Raw genomic sequence first — 13,167 nt, forward strand, 5'->3', positions numbered from 1 at the left:
GGATAACTTTTTTATATTCCGGAGTCCTTTTACAAGTTTTGCACAGATGTGAGTATTGCAGCGAATTGTCGCATAAGACGAGGGAGTGACTTGGGGACAGCGTGTGTAAAAAAGGGGTATGTGGACAAATAGCTATAGTTATCCACAAAGTTTTACGCACCACCCACAACTTTGTTCACACCTGAGGACATGATCCGGGCGGCATCTTTATAAAAAATAATAAGTTACTGTTTTTTCGTTGGTTTAATGCTCCAAATCAGCTGAATAAAACCCAGTAAAAATGAGTTTTCTTTGAAGAAAATGTGAAAATAGATTGCTTTCTGGGCCAGACAGGTTTCGTGTTTTGTACTTAATGTGTATGTATGAAACACAACAATGTGCTCAAAAGCCGTAAGGCGGGACCGAGAGTTCGGAAATAGATATGTCGCAGACCCATTTACACCTTGTTTCTGATTCCACAGGTGAAACAATTAATTCTGTTGCCCGTGCCTGTATGGTGCAGTTTAAAGTGGAAGAACCTATTGAACATGTTTGGAGTTTGATCAGAACCAAAGTTCAAATGGAAAAGGTTTTGCTTCAAATCCAGCAAAAACCTGGTCCTGTTCTTTTTACAGTTGTTAATCAAGAGCTTAGAGAGATTTTAATCCGTGAATGCCGGCGACTAGGATTACCTTCTATTCCGGTTCTTGATCCGGTTATTCATGCGCTTGCGAGTTATTTCAATCTGGAAATGTCAGGTAAACCGGGACTGCAACACACGTTGGATTCAGAGTACTTCAATCGAATTGAGGCGATGAACTTTGCTTTGAACCATGATGATGGGCAATTACCGCAGAATTTGAATGATGCCGAGATTGTATTGTTGGGGGTTTCCAGAACGTCAAAAACGCCAACGTGTATTTATCTGGCCAATAGAGGCTATAAAGCAGCGAATGTTCCTATTGTCCCGGGCTGTCCTTTACCGAAAGAGCTGGAAACGCTTACTAATCCTTTGGTCGTGGGGCTGACAAAAGACCCGGCAAGCCTGATGCAGATCCGTCGAAGTCGTTTGAAAATGATCTCAAATGAAGAAGAAACTGACTATGTCCACCTGGAATCTATTAAAGAAGAGGTGAAAATGGCGCGTAAGTTCTGTAACGAGCATCGCTGGCCCATTATTGATGTGACGCGCCGGTCTATCGAAGAAACGGCGGCAACAATTATCAAACACTATCATCGCCATATGGGCATTGCCGATGAATAGAGTTATAAACCAAGAAAACTTAGATCAGACCCCAGTTATTCTGGCCTCTGCAAGTAAAGCACGGGGGTTTCTTTTAAAAAATGCAGGGGTGTCTCTTTCTGGTTTATTGCCCGCTGTAATTGATGAGGACGAAGTTAAACAGTCCTTAAAATCCGAGGGTGCAACAGCGTTACAAGTTGCGGAAACTCTTGCAGAGCTTAAAGCGCGTAAAATTTCAATGACAAATCCAAATTCTTTTGTCATTGGCGCAGACCAGATGCTCAATTGTAACGGGGTCTGGTTTGATAAACCGACAGATCTGGATCATGCTGTAGCACATCTAAAGGCTTTATCCGGGAAAACCCATCAGTTGGAATGTACTGTTTGTGTGGTCAAAAATGGCGAGAGGCTATGGCACCACAATGAAACGGCTTCTCTGACAATGCGTGATTTAGATAATGATTTTATAATGTCGTATTTAAATGCACTGGGAGATGAGGCCCTTTCTTCTGTTGGGGCATACCAACTGGAAGGTATCGGTGCACAGCTTTTTCATAAAGTTCAGGGGGATTATTTTACTATTCTAGGGCTTCCGCTTCTCCCTCTTCTCACATTTTTACGACACAACAGGATTCTGGCTTAGATGATTCTTTCAGGCAAAGCCCGTTTGGCCGGGGTAATTGGTTGGCCTATATCCCATTCAAAATCCCCGAGATTACATGGATATTGGTTGGAAGCGCTGGGGATAGATGGTGCCTATCTCCCCCTTGCCATTGAACCTGAAAACTTTGAAACCGCTTTGAAGGGATTGATGTATTCCGGGTTTGGTGGAGTGAATGTCACAGTCCCGCACAAAGAAGCTGCGTTGGCATTCTGTGATGAGGTTGATCCGCTAGCGAAACGAATTGGAGCTGTTAATACGATCGTTTTCAAACATGGACGTTCTCATGGTTCTAACACCGATGCGTTTGGGTTTATAGAAAACTTGAGACAAGGTGCTGAAAGTCTTGATTTTTTTGCGGCAAAAACAGTCGTTTTAGGTGCTGGCGGCGCATCCCGTGGTGTCATTGTTGCCCTTCAGGATGCTGGCGTTAAAAATATAATTCTCGTGAACCGAACAAGAGAGCGCGCAGAAGTTCTTGCGGCAGATTTATCATCAGGTGCTGATGGCATGATTACGGTTGCTGATTGGGAAGATCGCAATGATGTCCTTAACGGTTGTGATTTATTGGTAAACACGACGAGCCTTGGTATGGCAGGCCAACCGCCTTTGGAATTATCACTGGATAAATTGCCAAAATCCTGTGTGGTTACCGATGTTGTTTATGCACCTTTGATTACCCCTCTTCTTGGTTTAGCCGAGAAAAGAGGCAATAAAATTGTGGATGGTCTCGGTATGTTATTGCACCAAGCAAGGCCTGGTTTTGAGGCCTGGTTTGGCGTAAAACCAGTAGTGACAGAGGATCTGCGCAAATTTGTTCTAGAGGGATAGTATCAGGCTGTTGTTCGGGTTTTATTGTATCGGGAACGGATTATTTTAATGCATGTTCTTGGACTTACAGGTTCAATTGGAATGGGGAAATCGACCGCTGCGAAGATGTTTCAGCTATTGAAAGTTCCTGTGCATGATGCTGATGCCACAGTTCATCAATTGATGAGTAAAAATGGTGCAGCAGTTAAGGAAATCTCTAACCTTTTTCCTGGAAACGAGACAGCAAACGGAATCGATCGCAAAAAGCTCGGTGATGCCGTATTTGGGCAGCCCGAAAAATTAAAACAGCTGGAAGTAATTCTACACCCCCTCGTCCGACAAAAGATGCATCGTTTTATAGATCGTTATGCCAGACAAAGGAGAGAACTAGTTGTTCTGGATATACCTCTTCTTTTTGAAACAGGCGGAGACAGGTTTTGCGATAGTGTTCTTGTTGTTTCTTGTCCCAAATATATACAGGATCAACGGGTTTTATCCCGTAAGGGAATGACGGTAGAAAAATATCAGGGAATTTTAGATAAGCAGATGCCTGATATGGAGAAAAGGACACGGGCTGATTTTGTGATCAGATCAAATCAAGGGAGAAGGCATTCTTTTCAACAGGTACAACAGATTATTGAAAAGTTGGGATCGAGTGATAAAAGAGCAAGTGGTACAAAAGGCAGAAGGTTTTCCCCACACCTGTCACTGGTCTGCAAACAGTAGCATTATACAAACACCATTCTGGGATTTAGATAGTCAATATGCGTGAAATTATTCTGGATACAGAAACAACTGGTTTTAAGCCTGAAGAAGGCCACCGTATTGTTGAGATCGGATGTCTTGAAGTTTATCAGAATTTACCGACGGGTAAGTCGCTACAGCTCTATATAAACCCTGAACGTGACATGCCAGAGGGTGCTTTTAAAGTTCACGGTATCAGTGAAGAATTTCTGGCGGATAAACCACTTTTTGCAGATGTGGTTGATGAATTCCTAGAATTTATCGGCGAAGATCCTTTGGTTATTCACAACGCGCCTTTTGATATGAAGTTCCTCAACTCAGAACTCAAATGGGCGGGGCGGCCAAATCTCAAAAACAAACCCATTGATACCGTTGTAATCGCCAGAGAACTTTTCCCAGGATCACCTGTTAATCTAGATGCTTTGTGTCGCCGATTTGAAATTGATAACTCGTCCCGTACCTATCACGGTGCCCTACTGGATTGTGAGCTTCTTGCCGAGGTATATCTGGAACTTCGGGGCGGTCGGCAACACGGTTTTGATCTCGGTGCAAAAAAAGCAGCTTTGTCTGGAAATAACAGCGGTCAAAGACAAGGTATAAATCGTACTAAGACAGGTAAAAAAGTACGTGAAGCAAGACCCCATACTATCCCGGAAGACGAGCTGGCCGCACATAGCGCAATGCTAGAGCTTTTAAGCGATCCAATCTGGAAAAAATAAAAGCAGAAATTTTGCGTATAAAAAAAGGGTAGCCGCAGCCACCCTTTCTTAAACGTATGTCAGAAGACTTTAAGCGTCTGCTGTTGTTTCGTCTTTTGCCATTTCAGCGTTTGCTTCGGCAGCAGCAGTTTCGCTTTTGCGTTGCATGAACATCTGATGGAAATCAATCGGGTTCATGATCAATGGCGGGAAACCACCGTCTCTTGTAATATCAGCAACGATGTTGCGCGCAAATGGGAAAAGATAACGTGGTGATTCGACCATCAACAATAGTTCAACGATCTGTGCCTCAAGACCTTCGGCAAGGGTAACAACTCCACCGTAATCAAGCTCAATCATGAAAGCAGTCTTGTCGTCAATTGTTGCTGAACCACGGATGTTCAGAACAACTTCGTATGCTGTGTCGGAAAGCTGTGTCGGTGTGACATCAACATTGATGTCCAGCTGAGGTGCCTTTTCTGACATCATTGGGTAGATCATCGGTGAATGTGGATTTTCGAATGACAAATCCTTGATGAACTGCATTTTGATAACCAGCGGCTGTTGCTGGGCGGTTGTTTCTTCAGCCATAAAAAGCTCCCTAAATGTTTGCCTGATTGGCTAGCATGCTTTGAAGGTCTGAACAACCAAGGATTAGGCCAGATATTAAAAATTCATATTAAATTGTGCTCTAGAATGGGGATAAATCGGCGGTTATGTGGATATGGAAGTAAGTGGTGATTTTGTAATACCCCCAAAATCAGAAGTATTTAGTCTGAGATAGATTTCAACAATCCCCAGATTAAGGAGCCAGCTTGCCCAGGACAGAGCAATATAGCCTGTATCAAACTCGTATCCGAGGGCAGGAGCAATAGGCAAACCCAATCTAAGGGTTATTGCCGCAGCAGTTAGAGCAAAGGATCTGTGCATCCATCTGCTGTGTGCATGAAACTGTCGACTTCTAGCGCAGAGATATCCTTTCCCGGTTACGTAGAGCCAAACAACTGAGAGCAAAGCAAAACCCGCTATAGCAATGGGGCCATATTCTGAAGACCAAGCAATGATGAACCCGCCAATGCCACCGACGGGAACAGCAACCATATAAATGCGCCCTGCCCATCGATGTAATTTCGGGATTTTTGTTCTGAGTCCGGTAACAAATTGCCAGGGGCCAATAAGCAACGCAGTTAAACTACCGGTTATATGTGCAAGAAAAGCCGTTTTATGGTTGATATAGTTCTCAAGAATTTCCGGGGCGACATGGGGCGGATTTGGTAGAATAAACCGCAGGGATAAAAGAGATATGGCAGTCGCCGATAGCATGATAAAGAGCCAACCCCCTTTTTTGGCGAAGGATTGCAACGTCATTATTGTACCCAATCTCTATTTATTATTCTGATGGCTTTAATTTTAAGCAGTCCCAAGGAAAGAGCCGCCTGTTTATTTTGGTACCAATTATTTTGAATAGATCTGGATATTATGCCACTGCATATTTATTATATTTTACATGCACAAAATTCATAATGTTAATATTGACCTGAATCTATTGAAAATTTTTAACGTGATCTATTCGGAAAGGAATATTTCGCGTGCAGCGGATCACCTTGGTATGTCGCAATCAGCTGTAAGTCATGCGCTGCAAAGATTAAGGCACGCACTGGATGATCCTCTTTTTATCCGCTCTAAAAATGGTGTTGATCCAACGGCACGTTCTGACGAGATTGCTGAACCAATTTTTCAGGCTATTTTGCAGATCAACGGTGTTATAACACAACCATCAAGCTTTGATCCCCGGACTTCTGACCGTATTTTTCATTTTGGCCTTCCCGACCATGCGGTTGCCCGCTATGCACCGCTTATTCTTGATCGGTTTTCGAAAGAGGCGCCTAATCTGTCTATTAGCTTATATCCACATCCGCTTTCCAAGCTCATTGAAATGATGGAAAATAATAAGTTGGATATGGCTGCAACGGTTTGTCACTCCCCACCCGCCCGTTTCAAAACATTAAAGCTATTCAAAAGCCACCACGTTGTGATTGCAGCAAAAGATCATCCCTTTATTCAGGGACAGCTTAGTTTGGCAGATTATAAAAAGGCTCGGCACGTAGTGTTCTCGAACGATGGGAACAGGCATTCATATTTGGATGACATTCTTTTTCCGCTTGCTGTTAAGCGTAATATTGCGGCAACGGTTGCATCAAATATGGCAAGTCCGATTATTGTATCCAACAGTGATTTAATTGCGACGACGACGATGGAGCTGGTACAACCTTTTCTCGAACGCTATGAACTACAGGTTTTTGAGCCACCGTTTTCGGTACGTGATGTGGATATCAAACTGATCTGGCACCAACGCAATGATAGAGACCCGGCTCATCAGTGGATGCGTCAACTTACACAGGACATAACCCGGGATGTTTCCTAAGGGTGGTGGTTACTTTGTCGTTGAGATAGCGCTATCAATCGAGAGGGATTGAAGGTCTATATTAAGGATGGCACCGTTATCTACTTCTTGACCGGTTAAGCCACGAATAAATGCCCAATGACTAACAACCAGTGTTTTTGACCAGTCACTAAATGCGAGCATTTTTTTCTGAAACTCCTGACCTCTCAATTTCACCTGATGTTCCGTTTCATTTAAATCCGGCCACCAGCATTCTGGTATATGTTCAAAGTCCAGATGTGGCCAGTCCTGCGATAGCTTTGATGATGGGGAGCCAATATCGCAGGAAAAAAAAGCGTGTTCGCGGATCAACTCTTCGACCTGAATAGGTAAGTTCAAGATATCGCTGATAATTTCAGCAGTTTGAAGCGTTCGTGTATAGGGGCTTGCCACAATTTTAGTTATATCTTTGTCTTTTAAATGCTGAGCTGCGGCGTGTATTTGGACTCTGCCTTCGTCAGTTAGTTCCGGGTCCGGAATGTTTGGGTCAACGCGCGTTTTTGCATAGGTTACATTAAACTCGGATTGTCCGTGTCTGAGAAGGTACATTTTTACCCCGTTTATTAGATCTGACGCTTTATAGATCTGGTAAAAGACGAGTGCGATAACCAGCTACAAGGGACGAGAATATACAGAGATTAAAATCTTGAAAACCAAATAGCACTATTTAATCAAATAGCGCTGCTGGTATTTCTGGGTTTAATGAAGCAAAGAGCATATCAAAGGGTATAATTATTCATGCTTATTAAAACACCTATCTGTGACTTTGGCTGGTCTGCGCCTGATTTTAAATTACCTGATCTGGATGGTAAGCTAACCGGACTTGATGATGTAAGGGGCCCAAATGGCACGTTAATCGCGTTTATCTGTAATCACTGTCCCTATGTAAAAGCGATAATTGGTGATTTGGTGAGTGATGCCAAAAAGCTTCAAGACACGGGTATTGGGGTCGCGATGATTATGTCTAATGATTATCGGAATTATCCGGCTGATTCACCGGATAATATGAAAAAATTCAGTAGAGATAACGATTTTAGTTTCCCTTATTTACTGGATGAAAGCCAGACTGTTGCGCGGGCCTATGATGCTGTGTGTACACCTGATTTTTTTGGTTTTGATGCCAAGGATGGTTTGCAATATAGGGGGCGTTTGAATGCCTCAACTGCCCAGATAGTTCCAAATGCAAGACCAGAGCTTCTGGAAGCCATGCTTGGCGTTGTCGAACATGGCCAAGGGCCTAGAGAACAGATTGCTTCTATGGGGTGTTCTATAAAGTGGCGATAATCGCGATAAGGATAAGGGATTGTTCGATTAGTTCAGACGATCTTTATCGCTTTCGGTGACGTCTTGATAATCACCATCAATTACGGTGTCGTCATTTTTGTTCCAGGACCCAGCTTTGCCAAAGGGGGATTTGCCGTTGGAATTATCTGAATGTGAGTGGTTAGAAAAACCTTGGTCCCGGAAGTTTTGATTTTGGAAACCTTGGCTTTGGAATCTTGAACTTTGTAATCCATGAGAGATTCTTTTGCCCAATGTATTTCGAAGTAACTCTCGTACAGGAGGGATAAGAAGGGCAAAGCCAATGCTATCAGTAACAAATCCGGGGGTAAGTAAAAGTGCCCCTGCGGCTAAAAGACATAGCCCATCGAAGAGTTCTTTTGCGGGCACAGCACCCTGATTAAGTTGTTTTTGGGCATTCATTATCGTTGCTATACCTTGGTGGCGTAGCATTGCAGTACCTATGACAGCAGTGAGAATGATTAAACCAATCGTGCTCCAGAGGCCGATTTGATCACCAACTTGAATCAAAACTGAGATTTCCAACAGTGGAATACCGATAAAAAGAATAAGGAAAACAATTCCCATACTTGCTCTTTCTTAAGCACTTGCCTATTTAATCTATATTAAGTGATTATGAATATAGTGATTAATGTCGTTTCTCACTAGTAGCTGATCGATATTTATTGAATCAAATCATACATGGGTAACAACTTGCCTTTTTTCGATATCATTCTTCTTGCTGCAGTAGCAGTTTTCCTCGTCCTCAGACTTCGCAGTACGCTTGGTAAGCGCACAGGCTTTGATGAGAAGCCCGATCACGACCCTTTTCAGGATCGTGCTGAAAACGATAATGTCGTTAATTTACCTAATCGCGAAGATCGACATAGTGACGATTCTCAGTTTTTGGATTCTAACGAAACGCCAAATAAAGAAATCCGTACGGGTTCTCTGCATAGTGGAAAAGTTGCAGTAGATGTTCTGCCGTCTGACTCTGCACTGGCAGAAGGACTTTCTGATATTCAGATGTCGGATCGATCTTTTGACCCTGCAGAATTTGTGCAGGGCGCGGGGGCTGCGTTCGAAATGATCATCGGGTCTTTTGCTGACGGCGATACAAAAACCCTTCGTAATCTTTTAGATGATGACGTCTATCACGACTTCAAATCAGCTATTGATGAGCGTGAAGCCCTGAAACAAACGCATGAAACCGTTATGGTTGGTATCAATGATGTGGATATTATCGAAGCTGAAATGACAGGGCGTCATGCTGTGGTTACCGTCAAGTTTGTATCGGAACAGGTTAATGTGACCCGCGATACAGATGGTAATACGGTTTCTGGAGATCCAAATCACGTTTCCAAGGTTACCGATATCTGGACCTTTACCCGTGATACAAGAAGTAAAGACCCAAATTGGTTACTGGTGGAAACACGTAGTCCCAATTAAGCTTCTACACAGGTTTAAATCTTTGATTATAGGCTATCAGTTTATTTGATAGCCATGGGGGTAGCTTTGCAGGTTTCTTCGCGATTTGTTTCGATTAAAGGACAACGGGTTCTCAGAAAATTATTGCTGGTTTCTTTACCCCTTGCGGTGTTTTCCTTAACCAGTTGTGACCAGGCCGCGAAACCTCCTGCCCCAAGCACAAAAATTGAAGAAAACCTGACGCTAAGTCCTGTCGGATACGAAGCTCTGCCCGGCTGGCATGATGATGACTTGGCCAAAGCCTATCCGGCGTTGGAACGAAGCTGTGGCCGATATCAAAAATGGCCTGATACCAAAAAAGTAGGGCCAGAAGGTATTGCTGGCAAAGCTGCAGACTGGAAAGCTTTGTGTGATGATCTGAAGCGTTTTATGTCAAATTCGGATAATCACAGCGATTTTGGTGTCTGGCTCCAAGAAAATCTGACACCTTATCATGTGAAGAATAATGCAGAGCCGGAAGGCCTCTTTACTGGTTATTATGAAGCCGAATTAAACGGATCTTTTACCAAAGACGAGATCTATAAATATCCCCTTTATGATGTACCCTCTGATCTTGTTTCTGTGCGCTTAAGCGACTTTGATAAAGAACTTAAAGGGACGACAATAGTGGGAAAGGTCAAAGGTAATCGACTGGTCCCTTACCATAACCGTACCGAGATTGATGACGGTGCCCTCAACGACAAAAATCTGGAAGTGATCTGGTCTGATGATCCAGTGGATGTGTTTTTCCTTCATGTACAGGGGTCCGGTTTGGTAAAATTGCCGGATGGTCAGGTTGCTCGCGTTGGCTATGCAGGTAACAACGGGCATAAATTCTATGCCATCGGGCGTGCTTTGATTGATGAGAAGATCATCCCGCGTGATCAGATGTCCATGCAGTCCATTAGAACGTGGCTCAGGGAAAACCCTGAGAAAGCAAATGAGCTTATGCAGCGGAATAACAGATTTATTTTCTTTCGAAAAATAGAGGGTGACGGACCTATTGGTGCAATGGGGGTTCCCTTGACCCCTGAACGTTCCCTTGCGGTTGATCCCGGTCATATGCCCCTTGGTGTTCCCCTGTGGCTGGATACAACATGGCCTGGGACGCAGAAGCCATTGCAGAGGCTTATGGTTGCCCAAGATACGGGCAGTGCTATTCGCGGTCCTGTAAGGGGGGATTTCTTTTGGGGGCCGGGGGAACCTGCTTTGGCTCAGGCCGGTAAAATGAAACAAAAGGGACAGTATTACCTGTTACTTCCAAAGACGGTTTTGCCAAAAAATATTTCGCTAACGGAACAAGTTAGCGGCTAAGGTAAGGCGTACTCTTTTCAGCAAAATAACAGAGAAGATACTTGCAATTTTCAGGTAACTTGATTACCTCCGCATCAGTTGCGCGTACCTAATAGTATAATTGGCGCAAGAAGAGACGGTAAAAAGAGACGATTTAGTCTCTTTAGTCTCCCTATTATTCCGGTGATACTGCGTGGCCAAAAAAGATAAAAATATATCTTCAAAAATGAAGGATTCGGACCTCTGGCGTTCTGTCTCTACGACAGTTAAACCATTGGAGAACAGGGATTACTTTGTTTTTGGTCGGGCTTTACCTCAGCCGAAATTTGACCCGGATCATATAGAAGCTGATATTCCAAACCTGAAAGAAGATCCGCCGTTTAAGTCTTATCGCAGTGCCCCTGTGGCTCCTCGCCCAAGTAAGAAAAAACAAAGTCCGGGACCATTGAGCCACGGACAGGTTGAAAATATGGATCGACGACAGGCTGAGCGCTTTATTAAGGGTAAACTTCCTATGGACGCGGTGCTTGACCTACATGGTCAAACACAGGCACAGGCGCAAACTTCTTTGGAGCGTTTTATCAGGGATTGCCGGGCACGAGATTTGCGTAATGTGATTGTGATCACTGGTAAGGGATCTGGGCCAAAGTCACAGGGTGTTTTGAAATCAATGGTGCCCTACTGGTTAAATGAAGAACCAAATCGCAGTGCTATTTTGGCCTTTAGCCATGCCAAACATTACCATGGTGGCAGCGGGGCTTTATATGTTCTCTTGAAAAGGCGGCGAGAAAGTTAGAGACTGTTTACTCGATACATCGCTGTAATTGCTATATAAAGTTTTCATGACACCCTTTGGACACAAGTTGCGCGAAATTCGGGCAGAGCGTAAGATTACCCTCAAAGATATGGCAAAAGGCCTTGGGGTCTCGTCTGCGTATCTGTCGTCCATTGAACACGGGCACCGGGGGCAGCCAAGCCGTCGTTTTGTGCACAGGGTCTGTCAGTATCTCAATATTATCTGGGATGATGCAGAAGAGTTGGAAGAACTGGCGATAAGATCTGACCCCAAGGTATCGGTGAATACAGCTGGATTATCCCCAAAAGCCACTTACTTTGCGAACTGCCTCGCCGAAAAAATGTCGACGCTGGATGATGAACAAATCGAAGCCATGATGAAAATTATGGGAGAAGAATTTGATGACAACCTGGACTCTTCTTCTGAGTAGCAAATTTCCAGATTTAGCCATCCCAAGATTTAATATGGGCACTTTCATCTTCAGGGCTTAAAAAAAGGCGCTCAAAAGCGCCTTTTGTTGTGATTAACCTTTTAGATTCAAAGTATTCAGCGGTTACTCAGCTAATTCCCGTTTGGGCAGCTTCCAGTTTGGGCGTGGGAAGTGGCAGGTATAACCATTGGGTACATTTTCAAGATAGTCTTGATGTTCGGCCTCTGCTTCCCAGAAATCACCCGCAGATTTTACCTCGGTTACGACCTTGCCGGGCCATAAGCCGCTGGCATCGACATCGGCAATGGTATCTATGGCGATTTGTCGTTGGTCTTCATTGGTATAATAAATGGCTGAACGGTAGGCTTCTCCACGATCATTCCCTTGCCGATTGGGTGTGGAAGGATCATGGATCTGGAAAAAAAATTCCAAGAGCTGTCGATAGGAGATTTGTGCTGGATCATATAAAATTTCAATACCTTCAGCATGGGTACCATGATCGCGATAGGTTGCATTTTGAATATCGCCACCCGTATAGCCGACCCGGGTTTTTTCCACACCGGGAAGCTTTCTGATCAAATCCTGCATGCCCCAAAAACAGCCGCCGGCCAATATGGCTTTTTCAGTCATTTATACGTCCTCTACTTGATCTAGATATTCACTATAACCTTCTGCTTCCATGTCGCTTTTGGCAATGAATTTCAGTGAAGCAGAATTAATACAATACCTGAGGCCACCTTTGTCAGTTGGCCCGTCGGTGAAAACATGACCCAAATGACTATCGCCGTGTTTGGATCTTACTTCCACGCGCTCCATTCCATGGGTACTATCCCTGAGCTCAGCAACGTGTGCAGGCACAATTGGTTTGGTAAAGCTTGGCCACCCACAGTGACTCTCATATTTGTCTGATGAAGCAAACAGGGGTTCACCAGAGATAATATCCACATAGATACCAACCTCTTTGTTTTCCAGATACTCGCCAGTATAAGGCCGTTCCGTTCCATTTTCCTGCGTCACCCGGTATTGTTCGGGGGTTAGCTGTGCGATTGCCTCTTGATTTTTTTTATAGGTCTTCATGGCAACAAGATCCTTTTATCATCATTTCTTATTGGAATATGGGGCGCATGGACCGTAAATGCCAAGTGTTCCAGCCATAAACTTTATGTGAAGAGAGAACTATGGAAATTTATATGAAGAGATTTTTTCAGACGGCTCAACTTTCAATTTTGCGGTGACGATTATGGGTAACTAGGGTGTGGACTCAATTGATCCAACATCTAATTGAGAAAAGGAATAGCATGTTTAGAAAATTTACTCCCTTT

At 43.8% G+C, this 13,167-nt stretch carries 17 protein-coding genes; 11 read left to right on the forward strand and 6 right to left on the reverse strand.

Going from position 1 to position 13,167, the window contains the following annotated elements; all coding sequences use genetic code 11:
* The first annotated feature begins 421 nt into the window (after positions 1-421).
* From ACN0QW_RS09515 to dnaQ, 5 genes are read left to right on the forward strand one after another with little or no spacing between them, the layout of a single operon-like run.
* A complete protein-coding gene (locus ACN0QW_RS09515) occupies positions 422-1,243 on the forward strand; it encodes a pyruvate, water dikinase regulatory protein (RefSeq protein WP_417430901.1) in 822 nt (273 codons plus the stop codon).
* Positions 1,236-1,865, forward strand: a complete 630-nt coding sequence (locus ACN0QW_RS09520; protein ID WP_417430903.1) for a Maf family protein — start codon at positions 1,236-1,238, stop codon at positions 1,863-1,865. The genes ACN0QW_RS09515 and ACN0QW_RS09520 overlap by 8 nt, the downstream gene beginning before the upstream one ends.
* On the forward strand, positions 1,866-2,714 hold the full coding sequence (locus tag ACN0QW_RS09525) for a shikimate dehydrogenase (RefSeq protein WP_417430905.1): 849 nt from the start codon (positions 1,866-1,868) through the stop codon (positions 2,712-2,714). It abuts the gene before it with no gap.
* Positions 2,715-2,762: 48 nt separating this feature from the next.
* Positions 2,763-3,419 (forward strand): dephospho-CoA kinase, encoded by a 657-nt coding sequence (gene coaE, locus ACN0QW_RS09530; RefSeq protein ID WP_417430907.1) that lies wholly within the window; start codon positions 2,763-2,765, stop codon positions 3,417-3,419.
* A 38-nt stretch (positions 3,420-3,457) separates the two neighbouring features.
* On the forward strand, positions 3,458-4,156 hold the full coding sequence (gene dnaQ, locus ACN0QW_RS09535; RefSeq protein ID WP_417430909.1) for a DNA polymerase III subunit epsilon: 699 nt from the start codon (positions 3,458-3,460) through the stop codon (positions 4,154-4,156).
* 69 nt (positions 4,157-4,225) lie between these two features.
* On the opposite strand, the gene secB is transcribed toward dnaQ, so the two are convergent.
* Positions 4,226-4,726 (reverse strand): protein-export chaperone SecB, encoded by a 501-nt coding sequence (gene secB, locus ACN0QW_RS09540; RefSeq protein ID WP_417430911.1) that lies wholly within the window; start codon positions 4,724-4,726, stop codon positions 4,226-4,228.
* A 123-nt stretch (positions 4,727-4,849) separates the two neighbouring features.
* Positions 4,850-5,503 (reverse strand): DUF2306 domain-containing protein, encoded by a 654-nt coding sequence (locus ACN0QW_RS09545; RefSeq protein WP_417430913.1) that lies wholly within the window; start codon positions 5,501-5,503, stop codon positions 4,850-4,852.
* Between the two features lie 139 nt (positions 5,504-5,642).
* On the opposite strand from ACN0QW_RS09545, the gene ACN0QW_RS09550 reads away from it, so the two are divergent.
* The gene (locus tag ACN0QW_RS09550) at positions 5,643-6,560 is read left to right on the forward strand and encodes a LysR family transcriptional regulator (RefSeq protein WP_417430915.1); all 918 of its coding nucleotides are present in this window, start codon (positions 5,643-5,645) and stop codon (positions 6,558-6,560) included.
* Positions 6,561-6,569: 9 nt separating this feature from the next.
* On the opposite strand, the gene ACN0QW_RS09555 is transcribed toward ACN0QW_RS09550, so the two are convergent.
* Entirely contained in the window at positions 6,570-7,127 is a 558-nt protein-coding gene (locus tag ACN0QW_RS09555) for a histidine phosphatase family protein (protein ID WP_417430917.1), read from the reverse strand.
* 189 nt (positions 7,128-7,316) lie between these two features.
* Between ACN0QW_RS09555 and ACN0QW_RS09560 the strand changes: the two genes are divergently transcribed.
* The gene (locus ACN0QW_RS09560; RefSeq protein WP_417430919.1) at positions 7,317-7,862 is read left to right on the forward strand and encodes a thioredoxin family protein; all 546 of its coding nucleotides are present in this window, start codon (positions 7,317-7,319) and stop codon (positions 7,860-7,862) included.
* 27 nt (positions 7,863-7,889) lie between these two features.
* Here ACN0QW_RS09560 and ACN0QW_RS09565 read toward each other — a convergent pair whose 3' ends face one another.
* Positions 7,890-8,447, reverse strand: a complete 558-nt coding sequence (locus ACN0QW_RS09565; protein ID WP_299371923.1) for an FxsA family protein — start codon at positions 8,445-8,447, stop codon at positions 7,890-7,892.
* Positions 8,448-8,573: 126 nt separating this feature from the next.
* On the opposite strand from ACN0QW_RS09565, the gene ACN0QW_RS09570 reads away from it, so the two are divergent.
* The 4 genes from ACN0QW_RS09570 to ACN0QW_RS09585 all read left to right on the forward strand — a co-directional run bounded on the left by ACN0QW_RS09570 (position 8,574) and on the right by ACN0QW_RS09585 (position 11,845).
* Positions 8,574-9,308 carry a Tim44/TimA family putative adaptor protein gene (locus tag ACN0QW_RS09570; RefSeq protein ID WP_417430921.1) on the forward strand — a complete coding sequence of 245 codons (735 nt, stop codon included), beginning with the start codon at positions 8,574-8,576 and terminating at the stop codon, positions 9,306-9,308.
* 66 nt (positions 9,309-9,374) lie between these two features.
* Positions 9,375-10,640, forward strand: a complete 1,266-nt coding sequence (locus tag ACN0QW_RS09575) for a murein transglycosylase A (RefSeq protein WP_417430923.1) — start codon at positions 9,375-9,377, stop codon at positions 10,638-10,640.
* Between the two features lie 172 nt (positions 10,641-10,812).
* Positions 10,813-11,415, forward strand: a complete 603-nt coding sequence (locus ACN0QW_RS09580) for a Smr/MutS family protein (RefSeq protein ID WP_417430925.1) — start codon at positions 10,813-10,815, stop codon at positions 11,413-11,415.
* A 46-nt stretch (positions 11,416-11,461) separates the two neighbouring features.
* The gene (locus tag ACN0QW_RS09585) at positions 11,462-11,845 is read left to right on the forward strand and encodes a helix-turn-helix domain-containing protein (protein ID WP_417430927.1); all 384 of its coding nucleotides are present in this window, start codon (positions 11,462-11,464) and stop codon (positions 11,843-11,845) included.
* A 123-nt stretch (positions 11,846-11,968) separates the two neighbouring features.
* On the opposite strand, the gene msrA is transcribed toward ACN0QW_RS09585, so the two are convergent.
* Together msrA and msrB are read right to left on the reverse strand one after the other, a co-directional pair.
* The gene (gene msrA, locus ACN0QW_RS09590) at positions 11,969-12,475 is read right to left on the reverse strand and encodes a peptide-methionine (S)-S-oxide reductase MsrA (RefSeq protein ID WP_417430929.1); all 507 of its coding nucleotides are present in this window, start codon (positions 12,473-12,475) and stop codon (positions 11,969-11,971) included.
* Positions 12,476-12,922 carry a peptide-methionine (R)-S-oxide reductase MsrB gene (msrB, locus tag ACN0QW_RS09595; protein ID WP_417430931.1) on the reverse strand — a complete coding sequence of 149 codons (447 nt, stop codon included), beginning with the start codon at positions 12,920-12,922 and terminating at the stop codon, positions 12,476-12,478. It lies immediately after the preceding gene.
* Between the last annotated feature and the right edge of the window lie 245 nt (positions 12,923-13,167).

Origin of the sequence: Kiloniella sp. (assembly GCF_048259265.1) — a bacterium.
Taxonomy (GTDB): domain Bacteria; phylum Pseudomonadota; class Alphaproteobacteria; order Kiloniellales; family Kiloniellaceae; genus Kiloniella.